The sequence below is a fragment of the Xenorhabdus ishibashii genome, assembly GCF_002632755.1.
GTDB classification, from domain to species: Bacteria; Pseudomonadota; Gammaproteobacteria; order Enterobacterales; family Enterobacteriaceae; genus Xenorhabdus; species Xenorhabdus ishibashii.
The window spans coordinates 2,204,615-2,221,555 of the sequence record NZ_NJAK01000001.1 but is presented as its reverse complement, the minus strand read 5'-3'; the positions used below and the strand labels follow the sequence as shown (position 1 = coordinate 2,221,555).

Sequence of the window (16,941 nt, the reverse complement as noted above, 5' to 3'; positions counted from 1 at the left end):
ATTATAGAGAACTCATCATAAAAAATCGACCCCAAATTCAATAATTATCCTAACGGACAAAGAAATCAGGGCAAATGTGGCAGTTTCAGGTATTCCTCACTTTGCATTTCCTGCAATCGAGATAGACAACGTTGATATTCAAACGTCAACAACTCGCCTTGATAAATCTGTTCCATCGGCGCGTCAGCATTAATGATGAGTTTCACTTGACGTTCATAGAATTCATCTACCAAGGCAATGAAACGCCGAGCAGCATTTTCATTCAATGTTGTCATAATCGGCATATCGTGCAACAAGACAGAATGATAAATCTTCGACAAGGCAATATAGTCCAGTTGACTACGCGGATCTTCACACAACGTTTTGAAATGGATTGCCAATACGCCATCAACACTCCTGATTACAGGCATGTCGCGATGATTGATCTCCAATATTGGATTCGGCTCCCCTTCTCGTCCAACTAAACGCAGGAACATATGGCGCATCTCTTGTCGATTTTTTTCTGATAATGGCGTCAAATAGAGATGAGCCTGTGTCAGTGTCCGTAGGCGATAATCTATCCCAGCATCCACATTCATAACATCACAATACTTTTTGATCTGCTCAATGGCTGGCAGAAATCGCGCACGCTGCAATCCATTGCGATATAACTCATCAGGTGGAATATTGGATGTCGCCACCAAAGCAATTCCCCGTACAAACAAAGCTTCCAGCAATGTGCCGAGGAGCATAGCATCCGTAATATCGGACACAAAAAATTCATCAAAGCAGAGTATATCCGTCTGTGCTTTGAAGCCATCCGCAATGATCTCCAAAGGATCTTCATGTCCTTGTAACGTTGTTAACTCTTCATGTACCCGTAGCATGAAACGGTGGAAATGGAGACGCAACTTTCGCTCAGTCGGTAAACTCTGGTAAAACATATCCATCAGCCATGTTTTGCCACGCCCGACACCTCCCCACATATAAAGACCCTGAACAGGCTGGCATCGTTCAGAAGATGGCCGACCAAACAACTTGCCCAATATACCTTTCAATCCACTGGCTTGCGGAGTATGGCTCAGTTGAACATTGATGAGGTCACGATGAATGATATCAAGGCGTTCAACAGTCTTACGCTGTACTTCGTCAGGTTGATACTGACCATCAGACAATGCTGATTGATAGAGAGATGAAGGTGTAATCGGTGACATGAAAATGACAATCCTTAAAATTTTTTATTCTCAGTGTGTATCGTAATTTACGGGTAAGAACTATGCCAATTCCTACTGATTCGAATCAAGATGCATACTTTTGGATAAGAACCTTGCCTACATACTTTGGTAAATCTGTATAAAATTAATATATTAGATTACAGATAAATTAATTAATTAATAATCAATATTCCACTCTGACTAAATTAACGGTTATAGTGGTCATCATGAACCAAGAGCCTATCCCAATAGTTGTATATCCTTGCAAACAGAACTGCCTAATGGGATAAGGCTCTAGAACATTGCAAAAACAATATTGCAGAATAACGATGTTACTAAAGGAGTTGCCATGACTTGGGAATATGCCCTGATCGGATTAATTATCGGTTTTATCATCGGCGCGCTGGCTGTCCGCTTTGGTAGTTCAAAGCTACGCCAACAAAATGCACTACAAGCTGAATTGGAGAAAAATCGGACTGAATTGGAAGAATATCGCAAAGAACTGGTCAGCCATTTCGCCCGTAGCGCTGAATTACTTGACAATATGGCACGCGATTACCGTCAGTTATATCAACACATGGCTAAAAGTTCCAATGAACTGATGCCCAATATGCCCGTACAGGATAATCCTTTCAATTATCGTCTGAGCGAATCCGAAACCGAGAAAAATAAAGTGACTGCTAACATGCCTCCACGGGATTATTCTGAGGGTGCATCTGGCCTATTCCGTCCGACTCAGGATAAATAATTAATGCACTTTGCCGTGGTAACAATAGCTACCACGGCTCCCTTTGGTGACCTTCATCCAAGGGAAAGATTTTTGTTTTTTTATTTTTGATACACGTAAATACCTGTAAAGAAACCCATTGAAAAGACTTTATTAGTGAACTTTGCTGAATAATTGAGAGTCATAACAGCATTGACACAATGATGCTTAAGACCTATCTAACCCTCAGGAATAAGTGATTTCCACAGTAGCAATTCTCCTGACAGGATAGGTCTTTTAAACACAATTTCCTTTTCTAGCTTAGGTATGTAAGAGAACGTATTCATGAAAAGAAAAAATACATTGCTTAGCGCACTCGCTATTAGTATCGGACTGTCTGTAGCTTCAGTTCCAATGGTAAGTAATGCAGCCCTACCTGCTGCAATAACTTCTCAAGAATTACCCAGTCTTGCTCCCATGTTGGAAAAAGTGCTGCCTTCTGTTGTTACGATTCATGTTTCAGGTACAGAGGTACAAAACCAACAGCTTCAATTACCTGAAGATTTTCAGTTCTTCTTTGGGCCGGCTTTTCCCCCCCAAGAACCAAGAAGCCGCCCATTCACGGGTTTAGGCTCAGGCGTGATTATTGATGCTAGCAAAGGTTATATATTAACTAATAGCCATGTCATTAATAATGCAAATAAAATACGCGTTCAATTAAATGATGGCCGTGAATTCTCAGCAAAACTCATTGGACGTGATCCACAAACTGATATTGCACTTTTACGAGTGCAAGATGCCAAGAATCTGACAGCCATCAAGTTTGCCGATTCCGACCAATTGCGCGTTGGAGACTACGCAATTGCAATCGGTAACCCATTCGGATTAGGGCAAACTGTCACATCTGGGATCATCTCCGCTCTTGGCCGTAGTGGCCTTAATCTGGAAGGTCTGGAAAACTTTATCCAGACCGATGCCCCTATCAATCGGGGTAACTCCGGTGGCGCATTGATTAACCTGAAAGGTGAATTGATTGGTATTAACACCGCTATCATCGCACCAGGCGGCGGTAACGTGGGTATTGGTTTTGCCATCCCTAGTAATATGGCCAAAACCCTTTCCGCACAGATTATTGCTCACGGGGAAGTTAAGCGCGGCATACTCGGTATCAAAGGCACCGAGATGACAGCAGACATTGCCAAAGCACTCAACGTTGAAGCACAGAAAGGGGCATTCGTCAGCGAAGTTATCCCTAAATCGGCCGCCGCTAAAGCAGGTATTAAATCAGGAGATGTCCTGATTTCCTTTGATGGTAAGAGAATTAACAGTTTTGCTGAACTACGTGCGAAGATTGGTACAACAGCACCGGGCAAAGAAGTCAAAATTGGCCTGCTGCGCAAAGGGAAGTCGCTTGAAGTCACCGTTATCCTGGATAACAGTGATGGCGAGCCAACCAAAGCTGAAAAACTGAGTATCGCCCTGCAAGGCGCAACCCTGAGCAATAGCACGATAAAAAATACCCAAGGCATCAAAGTAGATTCGATTATCCCGAACTCACCTGCTGCAATATCAGGTTTACAGAAGGATGACTTAATTATTGGTGCCAATAATGTGCGTGTACGGAATATCAGTGAATTACGCAGGATCACTGAAGAAAAGCCTTCTGTTATCGCATTAAACGTCTTACGTGGTGACGATAATGTTTATCTCTTACTGCGTAATTAATCTATTGAGTATGAAAAATACCCCTTATATCCAATAGATTTCGAGTTGCGGCACAACCCAGCCGCAACTTGCAAGATGAAACGACAGACGCAGGGTACTGCTGTGTCTGTCCACTTCTATGCTATTCTTCTTTCAATCAATTACTACTCTGAATAATGTCATGCTGATCAAGTTATTGCGTTCTATACTCATAGGATTATTGATTGCCGCTATTTTGCTGGTCGCGATACCATCCCTGCGCCCCAGTGGTTTGAAAAATTTCCTGAGCGATAACAGCAGTAGCGATAAGATATCCAGTTTTAGCAAAGCAGTCCGTCGGGCTGCGCCTGCTGTAGTCAATATTTACAGCAGCAGCATGGGCAGTTTTTCCCAAGAAAGCAGGGAACTCTTTCCCTTGGGTTCCGGTGTCATTATGAGTGAACAGGGCTATATTCTCACTAATCGGCATGTTATCAATAAAGCAGCGTCTATTATTGTCGCCTTGCAAGATGGGCGCTTTTATGAAGCACTGCTCGTCGGCTCAGATGGTCCAACCGATCTGGCAGTGTTAAAAATCAATGCCACAAACCTTCCGGTGATCCCAATTAATTCTAAACGAGTGGCTCATGTAGGGGATATCGTGTTGGCTATCGGCAATCCGTACAACTTGGGACAAACCATTACACAAGGCATTATCAGTGCAACTGGACGTGTCGGCCTTAGCCCAACACGTCGCCAGAATTTCCTGCAAACAGATGCATCAATTAACCAAGGTAATTCCGGTGGCGCTTTGGTCAATACGTTAGGTGAATTAGTTGGCATCAATACGTTGACGTTCGATAAGTCTGAGTTTGGCTCAACACCGGAAGGATTGGGATTTGCCATTCCAACAAAACTGGCAACCACAATTATGCAGAAATTGATCCGTGATGGCCGAGTTATTCGGGGATATATAGGCATCACCGCCAGAGAATTACCCTATATTCGCTCATCAGGCAGTAATATCAATCAAATTCAGGGATTACGTGTTTTTCAGGTCGCACCTAATGGTCCGGCTGAAAAAGCGGGGATCAAAGTGGGAGACATCATTACCAGTGTTAATCACCAACCCGCCATCTCACCTGTGGAAACAATGGATAAAGTTGCGGAAATTCGTCCGGGCAGTGTTGTTCCTGTCACGGTTCTACGCGACGGAGCTTCCCTCACACTTAACGTCACAATCGATGAGTTTGATGGCTACTAATCTTTTCTCGCCCACCTCACCCACAAGGTGGGCGAAAAAGAATATCTAATTCTGTTTAGCCGGTTGTCTTAATACGCTCAATATTTGCTCCAAGACCACGTAGCTTATCTTCAATATGCTCGTAACCCCGGTCAATATGATAAATACGATCTACGATTGTCGTTCCTTCAGCAATGCAACCCGCCAATACCAAACTTGCAGAAGCACGCAAATCCGTCGCCATTACCTGAGCACCCGATAATTTTTCAACACCGTGACACAGTACTGTATTGCTCTCAATCTCAGCCCGTGCCCCCATGCGAATCAACTCAGGGATATGCATGAAGCGATTTTCAAAAATGGTTTCGGTGATCATTCCTGCGCCATCCGCAACCATATTCAATAGGCTAAATTGCGCCTGCATATCGGTTGGGAACCCCGGATGTGGTGCCGTCCGAAATGTCACAGCTTTCGGCTGCTGGCCATGCATATCAAGGCTAATCCAGTCGTCTCCTACTTTGATATCGGCTCCTGCTTCACGCAACTTGGCTAAAACAGCATCCAGGGTATCAGGTTTCGCATGACGACAAACCACCTTACCGCGTGAAACCGCCGCAGCGATCAAGAAAGTGCCCGTTTCGATACGATCAGGCAGTATACGATGAACACCACCACCTAAACGCTCAACGCCCTCAATCACAATGCGATCGGTGCCTGCACCTTTGATTTTTGCTCCCAGTATATTGAGAAAATTAGCCGTATCTTCAATTTCAGGCTCCCGCGCAGCGTTTTCAATGGTAGTTGTTCCTTCTGCCAGTGTTGCCGCAGTCATGATAGTAACCGTTGCCCCGACACTGACCTTATCCATGACAATGCTGGCACCTTTCAAACGGCCATCCACAGTGGCTCTGACATACCCTTCATCCAGCACGATTTTTGCGCCAAGCTGCTCCAGGCCAGAAATATGGAGATCAACAGGGCGAGCCCCGATAGCGCAGCCGCCAGGCAAAGAGACCTGCCCCTGCCCGAAACGTGCCACCAACGGTCCCAGTGCCCAGATGGATGCTCGCATTGTCTTAACTAGTTCATAAGGGGCACAATATTCATTGACTCCACTGGCATCAATAAAGACAGATCCATTACGTTCCACTTTTGTTCCCAAACGATTAAGCAATTTGATCGTGGTATCAATATCTCTCAATTCAGGAACGTTCTGTAGTTCAACTGGCTCTTCTGCCAATAACGCTGCAAACATAATTGGTAAGGCGGCATTTTTTGCCCCGGAAATAGTCACCTCTCCCGACAGGCAGGTAGGCCCTTTCACACGAAATTTATCCATCTGTCATGATTCTCTTATTTAATTCAAAGTGTGCTGTTCGCGGCGAGGCAAACAGCTTTAAAGTCCCTGAAGCTTACGATCACGCTGCCATTGTGCAGGTGTATAGGCTTTGATTGACAACGCATGAATGCGGTTATCAGCGATGTATTCCATCAAAGGAGCATAAACAGCCTGCTGCTGTTTTACTCTGCTCAGACCATCAAAAAATGCGCCAACAGCAATAACCTGAAAATGGCTGCCGTCACCACTAACAATAACTTCATCAAGTGCCAATTTTTCCATCAGCACTTTTTTGATTTCATTTGTATCCATAAACTTGCTCACACTCGTCGTTAGAAAATAGTGTCGTTAAATAAAAAAATAATAGTAGATGCTCATCCTAAAGGAATACAGGCAACTCTTAAACCAAGAAAAACGCCCCTGTAAGTTGATAGCTTACAAGGGCGTTGATGATCAAAAAAAGGAATTACACCTTAGACTGATTATCGTCCAGAAGAGCTTGCAGTCCATACAACGTTATCAACGTACTCAGACGTTCACCTATGCCTGAAAAGGTCAGTGGCGTGCCACGTTTCTGGCATTCCCCCTTTAATTGGATAAACAGAGCCAATCCCGTAGAATCTACACGGCTCAGTTGGGAGACATCAATATTGTCAATGCCCTCCAGAATGTGCTCTTTTTGTTGCCAAAGCGGCAGCAGACTATCACGATCCAATGTGCCTTGCAGAAACAATGTATTACCGGCTTTTTCCCAGCTAACAGTTCCCTGATTGACGTTTCCGTTAATCATGCCGTTATCAAAAGTCGTTTTTTCCATATCACTTTTTCTTTTCTAAAGTGATCGGGGCTTTCGCACTGATAGCCAATTGTTCTGTCAGAGCATCAATGCCTTTATGACGCAGGATATCCGCCCATTCATTCTGTTTGGTCGTGATCATACTCACGCCTTCTGCGATCATGTCATAAGCCTGCCAATAACCTGTCTTACTGTTTTTACGCCATTGGAAATCTAGACGAACTGGCGGCTGCCCATTAGGATCGGTAATCGTGACACGAATGGCAACTATTGTCTTATCACCCAACGGCTGTTCTGGTGCAATCTGATAATCTTGTCCGTGATACATCGCCAAGGCCTGACCATACGCCTGCACCAGATAGGATCCAAATGCCTTGAAATAAGCATCACGCTGCTCAGGTGTCGCTTGTTTGTAGTAAGGCCCCAGAACCAGTGCTCCTGCATATTTTATCTGCACATAAGGCAGCAATTCTTGACGCACAATCTGGCGCAAAACTTCTGGATTGGCCTGAATCTGTGGTTGCTCGTTCTTCAAACGGCTAAACGTTTTTTCCGCTGCATCTTTCATCAATGCATAGGGGTTGGTTTGATCTGTAGCGCTGGCCAATGGCGCAACCACCAGCAACGCAACCATAAGTAATCGTTTAAACATAAATATTGTTCCTCCTAAATAGTGGATTGCTGGTTAGTGTGCCTGTTCAGATATCGAAGCGGATTTTTCCTGACTTCCGCCACTATTTTTATACAAGAACTGCCCAATCAAATCTTCAAGTACCATCGCCGGCTTGGTATCTTCAATACGATCGCCATCTTTCAACATGGTAGTGCCTAAATCAGGATCATCAAAACCGATATTGAGAGCAACATATTGCTCTCCCAATAACCCTGAAGTTCGGATAGAAAGCGAACTGGTATTGGGAATATTGTCGTATCGAGTGAAAATATCCAGTTCAACTTGTGGCGTATAAGTTTTGTGATCCAACCAGATCTTATCCACACGACCAATCACGACTCCGCCAACTTTCACTGGTGAACGGACTTTCAGGCCACCAATATTGTCAAATGTGGCATAGACACGATAAGTTGGCTGGCTGCCGAAAGATCGAATATCTGCAACTTTGAGGCATAAAAAAATGATTGCAGCCAACGCAATCAAGACAAAAACACCCACCCAAATTTCATTTTTCTTGCTTTGCATCGACTTAGTTCCCAAACATCAGTGCTGTCAGCACAAAATCCAAACCCAATACCGCCAACGACGCATGCACTACTGTGCGCGTCGTCGCCCTGCTGATCCCTTCCGATGTCGGGATAGCATCATAACCATTGAATAGTGCAATCCAGGTTACCGTAATAGCAAAAACGACACTCTTGAGAAAACAGTTGAGTAAATCTTTTTGCCACTCTATCGCAGACTGCATGGATGACCAGAAAAAGCCACCATCAATACCTTTCCAATCGACACCTACTATTGCACCACCCAGTATCCCCACAGCAACAAAGATCAAGGAGAGCAAAGGCATGCTGATAAAACCCGCCCAAAAGCGAGGGGCAATAACTCGGCGCAGCGGGTCAACCGCCATCATCTCCAGACTGGAAATTTGTTCAGTGGTTTTCATCAGGCCAATTTCTGCGGTCAAAGCTGAACCCGCTCGCCCTGCAAACAGTAGTGCGGTTACCACAGGTCCCAGTTCACGCAGCAGTGACAGCGCCACCATCATGCCAAGGCTGCCTTCCGCACTAAATGTGGTCAAAACCAGATAGCCCTGCAAGGCCAACACCATGCCAATAAATAATCCTGAAACTACAATGATCAGAAGAGACTGGACACCTAAGCTATACAGTTGCTGGCGCAACAGTGTCCATTGTTTGGCAGGCTCTGGCTTACCAATGATTGCATTGAACAGCATAAAGCCCGCACGGCCGAATGAAGCCGTAGCCTCAATCGCACGTCGGCCCATTGCTGCTAATGTCCGTGTTAACATCAACATTCCATCATCCTAATAACTCAGTTTTATAATCCCCGGCTGGGAAACGGAAAGGCACAGGCCCATCAGCAATACCATCAAGAAATTGACGTACCCGCTGATCCTGCTTCATTCTCAATTGATCTGGAGTACCTTCTGCGATCACCCTTTTCTCAGCCACAATATAAGCATAATCGGCAATACTCAGTACTTCAGGTACATCGTGGGAAACAATGACACACGTGACCCCCAGTGCATGGTTCAATTCATCGATCAACTTTACCAAAACACCCATCGTGATAGGGTCTTGACCGACAAAGGGTTCATCAAACATGATTAAGTCAGGATCGAGTGCAATCGCCCTTGCTAATGCCGCTCTTCTTGCCATACCGCCAGAAAGTTCCGATGGCATCAAATGTGCAGCGCCACGCAGTCCCACCGCTTCCAGCTTCATCATCACGGTTGTGTGAATCAACGTTTCAGGCAGTTGGGTATGCTCACGCAGAGGAAAAGCCACATTGTCAAAAACATTCAGATCAGTGAACAATGCACCTGACTGAAATAACATGCTCATTTTCTTGCGGGCAGCATAAAGGTGTGGGCGGGACAATGCCGGAATATTATCGCCATCAAACCAAATTTCACCACGTTCAGGGCGAATTTGCCCCCCGATCAAACGCAGCAACGTAGTTTTTCCTATACCAGAAGGTCCCATAATAGCGGTAATCTTTCCTTTCGGAACGGTCAGATTAATATCAGCAAAAATCGGGCGTTGGCCTCGAGTGAAATGCATTCCGCAGATCTCGATAAGATTTGCTGTTTGTTGACTCATTATTGATAGCCCCTAACCGTTAATAGAACTGTCTTCATAACTGTATTTAAATAATTAATAATGCATACTACAAAAAATTGCCCAACTTTGCGTTAGCAAAGTTATGACAAATTTTACTTTTTATCGCTTGATCGTCAGAATGTATAAGTCTAGCTGAATAAACATTCCATGATTTAAAAATCAACCATCATTGGCGTTATGCTCAGAATAAAACTTATTTAAGGGACACACCATGTTTCTGACAATTGTACTGCTCATTACCGGGTTGATTTTACTGGTGTATGGTTCTGATAGATTAGTTTATGGTGCGGCTGTTTTTGCCCATGCTATGAAAATCCCCCCTTTTATTGTCGGCCTGGTTATTATGGGAATAGGAACCTCGCTGCCAGAACTGATGGTATCTGTCACGGCAATTTTGGATGGACAACCAGATATGGCCATAGGCAATGCCATTGGTTCTAATATTACTAACCTGTTGCTAATTACGGGAGCAGCAGCTTTCATTAAGCCAATCAAGGTAAAATCAGAAATTCTGCGACAAGAAGTTCCCCTCATGTTGGCGATCACTGCATTTGCAGGGTATTTGCTGTCCAATGGATACCTGAGCCGACTGGACGGTATTCTTTTAGTGCTTGCCGCTCTTTTATTCATCTCACTGATGATAAAAATGACCGCTTTCTCCCAACACAATGGGATTGATAGTTATACCCAGGAAAGAAATTCAGAATTGCCGGTCGAAGGCAACAAAGGAATTGCGCTTCTTTGGGTTGTTTTGGGGTTAATTATTCTTCCTATTTCTACCCGCATGGTGATTGATAATGCAACCGTTATTGCGCGCATTTATCATGTTAGCGAACTGGTGATTGGCCTGACAATTCTTGCCGTGGGAACCAGCTTGCCTGAACTTGCCACCGTCATTGCAGCGGCCATCAAAGGCGAGAGTGACATGGCAATGGGCAATATTGTTGGCTCGAACGTCTTCAATGCCACCCTTGTCTTGGGGGTTCCCGCCATACTCTCCCCTAGTGCTTTTTCACCTCCAGCATTTTCTCGGGATTTTTGGGTCATGATGGCAGCGAGTATACTATTTACGGTATTTTGTCTGGGAAGAAAGCATCGATTGAACCGATTGAACGGCATCTTGCTACTAAGCTGTTTTATCGCTTATTTTGTCGTACTTTTTGTTTCTAATTATTACGGTACTGAGTAATTGCCGATTGAATGGGAAAAGAGTGGGAAGTAAAAATGCCTAAAATCGATTTTCAGCAAGCAGGTAAGCAAGTATTACATATTGAACTTGAAGGGCTGGTTGGCCTGGAGCAATACATTAATGACGATTTCAGCCAAGCCTGCGAATTAATGTTTAGTTGTGAAGGAAAAATCATTGTGATGGGGATGGGGAAATCCGGTCATATTGGGCGGAAAATCGCTGCGACATTTGCCAGCACCGGTACACCTTCGTTCTTTGTCCATCCTGGCGAAGCCAGCCACGGCGATCTTGGTATGGTAACAGCAAAAGACATCGTGTTGGCTATTTCCAATTCCGGTGAATCAAATGAAATTCTGGCGTTAATTCCCGTACTCAAGCGACAAAAAGTCCCGCTCATCTGCATGACAAATAATCGCAACAGCAACATGGGCAAAGCCGCAGATATTCACCTGTGTATCAAAGTGCCGCAAGAAGCCTGCCCATTGGGGTTAGCCCCTACGACCAGCACCACCGCCACACTCGTTATGGGAGATGCATTAGCTCTTGCACTCTTGCAAGCCCGTGGCTTTACGGCTGAAGACTTCGCCCTTTCCCATCCTGGTGGAGCACTCGGACGCAAACTTTTGCTACTGGTCAGTGATTTAATGACCACGGGTAATGACATTCCCCGCGTTCCCCGTACAGCGACTCTGCGCGAGGCTTTGGTGGAAATCACCCGCAAAAAATTGGGCATGACGGTTATTTGTGATGATGACATGCAGATCCGTGGTATTTTTACCGATGGCGATTTGCGCCGTGTTTTCGATATGGGTATCGATTTAAACAATGCAAAAATTTCTGATGTCATGACTGCCGGCGGTATTCGTATCAAACCCAATGCACTAGCGGTTGATGCCTTAAACCTAATGCAATTACGCCACATTACCTCACTATTGGTCACAGAAGATGACAAATTACTGGGAGTACTACACATGCACGATCTTTTGCAGGCCGGTGTTGTTTAAAACATAAACATAACATCAATCTTAAGAGAATTTCTTAATGAGTCAAAAAGAGTACCTGGACACCTGTTATGGCCCAGTTAACAAATCAATTATCGAAAAAGCCCGTCAAATCCATCTCTTGATTTGTGATGTTGATGGCGTGATGTCTGATGGACTTATCTACATGGGCAATGCAGGCGAAGAACTGAAAGCCTTTAACGTTCGTGATGGTTATGGCATCCGTTGCTTAATCACCTCCGGTATTGAAGTTGCTATCATTACTGGGCGTAACGCAAAATTGCTGGAAAATCGGGCAAAAACCTTAGGTATTACACATCTTTACCAAGGACAACACGATAAGGTTTTGGCGTATAAGGAACTGTTGGATAAACTAGCGTTGCAGCCAGAACAAGTCGCCTATATTGGTGATGACCTTATTGACTGGCCTGTCATGGCACAAGTTGGATTATCTGTTGCAGTTGCTGATGCCCATCCATTACTGTTGCCAAAAGCAGATTATGTGACTCAGATTGCCGGCGGTCGTGGTGCAGTCAGGGAACTTTGTGATTTGGTGCTCTTCGCGCAGAATAAACTCGAAGATGCCAAAGGGTTATCCATATAAATTAAAATTGAAAAAAGAATGAGCAAAATTCAATCCTGGCTGATCGCAATATTGGCACTGATCGCGCTTGCGCTGATCGGCTGGAATTTATCGAATGTAAATGATGATACCTCATCAGCAATTGTGGATGATGGTTATCCGACTTATCAAACACAGGAAGCCATCACTTTTGTTTATGATCCGGCAGGTAAGCTTACTTACAAGCTGGTTGCTGACGATGTTCAAAACTATACGGAAGCCAAACTGACTTGGTTTACCAATCCTGTATTGACAACATTTGACCCTAATGGCAACCCTGGAACCCCGATAGCGACATGGACAGTACGCGCCAATAAGGCCAAGCTGACCCAAGATAAAATGCTCTATTTGTACGGGGATGTCCAAGTGGATAGCCTGAACGATGCGTCACAATTGCAGCGGATCACAACAGACAATGCGATCGTCAATCTGACAACCCAGGACGTCGCATCCGATGACCGAGTCACTCTTATCGGTGTCGGTCTTAAATCTGTTGGCATGAAAATGCGTGGCAATCTGCGAAACAAAACTGCTGAACTGATTGAAAAGGTGACCACTCAATATGAGATTCCACATGAACAACCTAATCCGTAATTCCGTTATTGCCAGTACACTTTTTGCTGTCAGCCTGCCCGTACTGGCCTTAAAAGATGATACAAAAAAACCCATTACCATTGACTCAGAAAGGCAGTCACTGGATTTAACCGGAAACATTGCCACATTTACGGATAATGTCATCGTAAAACAAGGCACTATCGACATTCATGCTGATAAAGTCGTTGTTACCCGCCCGGAAGGGAATTCTGACAAGACAGTTATTGAAGCATTCGGTAATCCTGCCACTTTTTACCAATTGCAAGATGATGGTAAGCCCCTCAAAGGCCATGCATCAAAGATGCGCTATGAGATGGATAAAGAACTGGTCACCCTAACGGGAAACGCCTATCTTGAACAGCTAGACAGCAATATCAAAGGCGATAAAATCACTTATCTGGTACCAGAACAACAAATGGAAGCCTTTAGCGATAAAGGTAAACATGTCACTACCGTCCTGTTACCTGCCCAGCTACAAGAAAAAGGCTCAGGTGTTAACGGCGCTGACGCTCAGAAAAAGGGTAAATAACGACCGATGGCAATACTAAACGCAGAAAATCTGGCGAAAGCCTATAAAGGCCGCAAGGTTGTTGAGAACGTCAGCTTAAACGTGAAATCAGGGGAGATTGTTGGCTTACTTGGTCCTAACGGGGCAGGTAAAACGACGACTTTCTATATGGTGGTTGGCATTGTTCCACGTGATGCTGGTTCTATCACCATTGACGAAGAAGATATCAGCCTGCTGCCCCTGCATGAGCGTGCACGCCGTGGGATAGGTTACCTGCCTCAGGAAGCTTCCATCTTCCGTCGTTTGAGTGTATTCGACAATTTGATGGCGGTACTGGAAATCCGCAAAGACCTGACTCAAGAACAGAGAAAAGAGCGTGCAGAAGAGTTGATGGAGGAATTTCACATCTCTCACCTGCGTGATAACCTTGGACAATCACTTTCCGGTGGTGAACGCCGTCGTGTGGAAATTGCCCGTGCACTGGCTGCCAATCCCAAATTCATCCTGTTGGATGAACCTTTTGCCGGCGTTGACCCCATTTCCGTACTGGATATTAAAAAGATCATCCAACACCTGCGGGATTACGGGCTGGGTGTACTCATTACTGACCACAATGTCCGTGAAACACTGGATGTCTGTGAACGTGCCTATATCGTCAGCCAAGGTCATTTAATTGCCCACGGTTCCCCAAATGACATCCTGAATAACGAGCAGGTCAAACGCGTCTATTTGGGTGAAGGTTTCCGCCTTTAACTCTTATCCTTCTATCAGGTGCGATTCAAGGAACTATTCAAGCTCGATTAAGGAGAAAGTGGTAACGCTATGAAGCAAAGTTTGCAACTCAGGCTCAGTCAGCAATTGACGATGACGCCACAGCTCCAGCAAGCCATCCGTTTGTTGCAACTATCTACGCTTGAGCTTCAGCAAGAGATTCAGCAAGCTTTGGAAACCAACCCGCTGCTTGAACAGGATGACATACATCAGGAGGTGGAGAATCAAGCGCTTTCTGATGCTGACACTGAAATTATGGATACCCGTGAAGCACTTGAACAGAAGGATATGCCGGAAGAGCTACCACTGGATGCCAGTTGGGATGAAATTTACACCGCTGGCACACCTTCAGGAACTCACAGTGATTATAGCACTGATGATTTCCCCATCTATCAGGGAGAAACCACTCAAACCCTGCAAGATTACCTCACGTGGCAAGCAAGATTGACGCCATTTACTGAAACGGATGCTGCCATTGCCACTGCAATCATTGATGCCATTGATGACACCGGATACCTGACGATTTCCATCGAAGAGATCCTGACCAGCATTGGTGATGATGAGCTGACGTTGGCAGAGGTCGAAACCGTCCTCAAACGCATACAACATTTTGATCCAATCGGCGTTGCTGCTCGTGACTTACGTGAATGCTTGCTTATTCAGCTTTCTATGCTGCCGCCAGAAACACCTTATCTGAATGATGCCAAACTTATTGTCAGCAACTATCTGGAACTACTGGGTAACCGAGACTTCCGTAATTTATTACGTCAGAGCAAATTAAAAGAGAGTACCCTGAAAGCGGCAATTGATATCATTCACTCACTGGAACCAAAACCTGGTCTGGTCGTTAATACCGGTGAATCCGAATATGTTATTCCAGATATATTGGTACAGAAAGAAAATGGAAGCTGGCAAGTCAGGCTAAATACCGATAGCATTCCCCGTCTGCGTATCAACCAACACTACGCAGCACTGGGGCAACGAGCCAACAATGAGAGTGACAGCCTGTTCATACGCAATAACTTGCAAGAGGCCAAATGGCTGCTCAAGAGCCTCGAAAGCCGTAATGAAACATTGCTGAAAGTTGCCCGCTGTATTGTTGAACGGCAACAAGATTTTTTTGAGTATGGTGAGGAACACATGAAACCTATGGTACTGGCTGATATTGCCTATCAGGTTGACATGCATGAATCCACCATTTCCCGCGTGACGACCCAGAAGTACCTGTATAGTTCACGCGGGATTTTTGAGCTTAAATATTTTTTCTCCAGTCACGTAAACACCGACAGTGGCGGTGAAGCCTCTTCTACTGCAATACGTGCTCTGGTGAAAAAACTGGTCGCGGCAGAAAACCCGTCCAAGCCACTGAGTGACAGTAAATTGACCAGTATACTCGCTGAGCAAGGTATTCAAGTGGCTCGCCGGACTGTCGCAAAATATAGAGAGTCGTTATCCATCCCGCCTTCAAACCAACGTAAAAAACTGGTTTGAACAACACAGAGAAGGAAAACACTATGCAACTCAAAAACATGCAACTCAATGTTACAGGCCACAATATTGAAATCACAGATGCACTTCGCAACATTGTGAACACTAAATGCAGCAAATTGAATCAATATTTCGATAAGATTAACCTCATTCAGGTCATCCTCCGAGTGGAAAAGGTGCAAAGGATCGCCGAAGCTACGGTGTATGTTAATGGCGGTGAGTTGCATGCCAGCTCAGAACATGAAGACATGTATGCAGCAATTGATATCTTAGTAGATAAGCTAGCGCGTCAATTGACCAAACACAAAAGTAAATTGAGACAACATTAATCGCTTTTAGGCAACGGGGCTGTCATAAAATTATCACTGTTCTATCTATAACACCTTCTATAACGCCCTATAGTGCTATGTACTTAGTGCGATCTGTAGAACGGTTTTAGCGCAGTGCATTAATACCGGATGCCTCATCAGGCATCCGGTATAACAAGGCCCTAAGTGAATAAAGAAATGAACAACGAAACAGATTTACCACTAAGCTCAGTGCTTTCATCCGAATGTACACGCAACAATGTACCTTGTTCGAGTAAAAAGCGCGCCTTAGAGATTATCAGTGAGCTGGCATCAAAACAGCTTGGCGTGCCGGAAAATACCGTATTTGAGGCTATTCTTTCGCGCGAAAAAGTAGGCACAACAGGAATTGGCAGCGGGATTGCGATCCCTCACGGCAAATTGAATAAAGAGTGTTCGGATAATGCCGTTGGAGTATTTTTGCACCTGGAACAACCCATTACCTTTGACGCTATCGATAATCAACCTGTTGACTTGCTGTTTGCTTTATTGGTGCCATCAGACCAGTGTCAAACCCATTTACACTCACTATCATTGATTGCAAAGCGCCTTGCAGATAGAAATCTCTGCCGTCGCCTGCGCTCAGCGCAGAGTGATGAAGAACTGTATAAAATTATTACTGAATAAATAGCGATTATAAT

The 16,941-nt window shown here is 44.7% G+C and carries 20 protein-coding genes; 12 read left to right on the top strand and 8 right to left on the bottom strand.

What is annotated here, in order from left to right; translation table 11 throughout:
* Positions 1-65: 65 nt before the first annotated feature.
* Positions 66-1,193, bottom strand: coding sequence for a cell division protein ZapE (gene zapE, locus Xish_RS10515; RefSeq protein WP_099117821.1), 1,128 nt, complete (start codon positions 1,191-1,193; stop codon positions 66-68).
* A 349-nt stretch (positions 1,194-1,542) separates the two neighbouring features.
* Between zapE and zapG the strand changes: the two genes are divergently transcribed.
* The 3 genes from zapG (at position 1,543) to degS (ending at position 4,846) form a co-directional block, all read left to right on the top strand.
* Positions 1,543-1,941: a Z-ring associated protein ZapG gene (zapG, locus tag Xish_RS10510; protein WP_099117820.1), complete on the top strand. Its 399-nt coding sequence runs from the start codon at positions 1,543-1,545 to the stop codon at positions 1,939-1,941.
* Positions 1,942-2,244: 303 nt separating this feature from the next.
* Positions 2,245-3,624, top strand: a complete 1,380-nt coding sequence (locus Xish_RS10505) for a Do family serine endopeptidase (protein ID WP_099117819.1) — start codon at positions 2,245-2,247, stop codon at positions 3,622-3,624.
* 160 nt (positions 3,625-3,784) lie between these two features.
* Positions 3,785-4,846, top strand: a complete 1,062-nt coding sequence (degS, locus tag Xish_RS10500; protein WP_099117818.1) for an outer membrane-stress sensor serine endopeptidase DegS — start codon at positions 3,785-3,787, stop codon at positions 4,844-4,846.
* 55 nt (positions 4,847-4,901) lie between these two features.
* Here the strand turns inward: degS and murA are convergent, their stop codons facing one another.
* The 7 genes from murA to mlaF form a co-directional block, all read right to left on the bottom strand.
* On the bottom strand, positions 4,902-6,164 hold the full coding sequence (gene murA / locus Xish_RS10495; RefSeq protein WP_099117817.1) for a UDP-N-acetylglucosamine 1-carboxyvinyltransferase: 1,263 nt from the start codon (positions 6,162-6,164) through the stop codon (positions 4,902-4,904).
* Between the two features lie 57 nt (positions 6,165-6,221).
* Positions 6,222-6,476 (bottom strand): BolA family iron metabolism protein IbaG, encoded by a 255-nt coding sequence (gene ibaG, locus Xish_RS10490; RefSeq protein ID WP_074020576.1) that lies wholly within the window; start codon positions 6,474-6,476, stop codon positions 6,222-6,224.
* A 154-nt stretch (positions 6,477-6,630) separates the two neighbouring features.
* Positions 6,631-6,981, bottom strand: coding sequence for a lipid asymmetry maintenance protein MlaB (gene mlaB, locus Xish_RS10485; protein WP_099117816.1), 351 nt, complete (start codon positions 6,979-6,981; stop codon positions 6,631-6,633).
* Position 6,982: 1 nt separating this feature from the next.
* Positions 6,983-7,612: a phospholipid-binding protein MlaC gene (gene mlaC, locus Xish_RS10480; protein ID WP_099117815.1), complete on the bottom strand. Its 630-nt coding sequence runs from the start codon at positions 7,610-7,612 to the stop codon at positions 6,983-6,985.
* Positions 7,613-7,645: 33 nt separating this feature from the next.
* Positions 7,646-8,158, bottom strand: coding sequence for an outer membrane lipid asymmetry maintenance protein MlaD (gene mlaD / locus Xish_RS10475; RefSeq protein WP_099117814.1), 513 nt, complete (start codon positions 8,156-8,158; stop codon positions 7,646-7,648).
* A gap of 4 nt (positions 8,159-8,162) precedes the next feature.
* Positions 8,163-8,945, bottom strand: a complete 783-nt coding sequence (mlaE, locus tag Xish_RS10470; RefSeq protein ID WP_099118727.1) for a lipid asymmetry maintenance ABC transporter permease subunit MlaE — start codon at positions 8,943-8,945, stop codon at positions 8,163-8,165.
* Positions 8,946-8,955: 10 nt separating this feature from the next.
* A complete protein-coding gene (gene mlaF, locus Xish_RS10465) occupies positions 8,956-9,759 on the bottom strand; it encodes a phospholipid ABC transporter ATP-binding protein MlaF (RefSeq protein ID WP_099117813.1) in 804 nt (267 codons plus the stop codon).
* Between the two features lie 232 nt (positions 9,760-9,991).
* Between mlaF and Xish_RS10460 the strand changes: the two genes are divergently transcribed.
* From Xish_RS10460 to ptsN, 9 genes are all read left to right on the top strand, one after another.
* A complete protein-coding gene (locus Xish_RS10460) occupies positions 9,992-10,969 on the top strand; it encodes a calcium/sodium antiporter (RefSeq protein WP_099117812.1) in 978 nt (325 codons plus the stop codon).
* Between the two features lie 35 nt (positions 10,970-11,004).
* Positions 11,005-11,973 carry an arabinose-5-phosphate isomerase KdsD gene (kdsD, locus tag Xish_RS10455; protein WP_099117811.1) on the top strand — a complete coding sequence of 323 codons (969 nt, stop codon included), beginning with the start codon at positions 11,005-11,007 and terminating at the stop codon, positions 11,971-11,973.
* Between the two features lie 37 nt (positions 11,974-12,010).
* Positions 12,011-12,574 (top strand): 3-deoxy-manno-octulosonate-8-phosphatase KdsC, encoded by a 564-nt coding sequence (kdsC, locus tag Xish_RS10450; RefSeq protein WP_099117810.1) that lies wholly within the window; start codon positions 12,011-12,013, stop codon positions 12,572-12,574.
* Positions 12,575-12,592: 18 nt separating this feature from the next.
* Positions 12,593-13,186: an LPS export ABC transporter periplasmic protein LptC gene (gene lptC / locus Xish_RS10445; RefSeq protein WP_099117809.1), complete on the top strand. Its 594-nt coding sequence runs from the start codon at positions 12,593-12,595 to the stop codon at positions 13,184-13,186.
* Positions 13,167-13,715: a lipopolysaccharide ABC transporter substrate-binding protein LptA gene (lptA, locus tag Xish_RS10440; RefSeq protein WP_099117808.1), complete on the top strand. Its 549-nt coding sequence runs from the start codon at positions 13,167-13,169 to the stop codon at positions 13,713-13,715. Before lptC ends, lptA begins: the two co-directional genes overlap by 20 nt.
* A gap of 6 nt (positions 13,716-13,721) precedes the next feature.
* Positions 13,722-14,447: an LPS export ABC transporter ATP-binding protein gene (gene lptB / locus Xish_RS10435; protein WP_099117807.1), complete on the top strand. Its 726-nt coding sequence runs from the start codon at positions 13,722-13,724 to the stop codon at positions 14,445-14,447.
* A 69-nt stretch (positions 14,448-14,516) separates the two neighbouring features.
* A complete protein-coding gene (rpoN, locus tag Xish_RS10430) occupies positions 14,517-15,956 on the top strand; it encodes an RNA polymerase factor sigma-54 (RefSeq protein WP_099117806.1) in 1,440 nt (479 codons plus the stop codon).
* Between the two features lie 38 nt (positions 15,957-15,994).
* Entirely contained in the window at positions 15,995-16,282 is a 288-nt protein-coding gene (gene hpf / locus Xish_RS10425; protein ID WP_099118726.1) for a ribosome hibernation promoting factor, read from the top strand.
* A 177-nt stretch (positions 16,283-16,459) separates the two neighbouring features.
* On the top strand, positions 16,460-16,927 hold the full coding sequence (gene ptsN, locus Xish_RS10420; protein WP_099117805.1) for a PTS IIA-like nitrogen regulatory protein PtsN: 468 nt from the start codon (positions 16,460-16,462) through the stop codon (positions 16,925-16,927).
* Positions 16,928-16,941 lie beyond the last annotated feature (14 nt).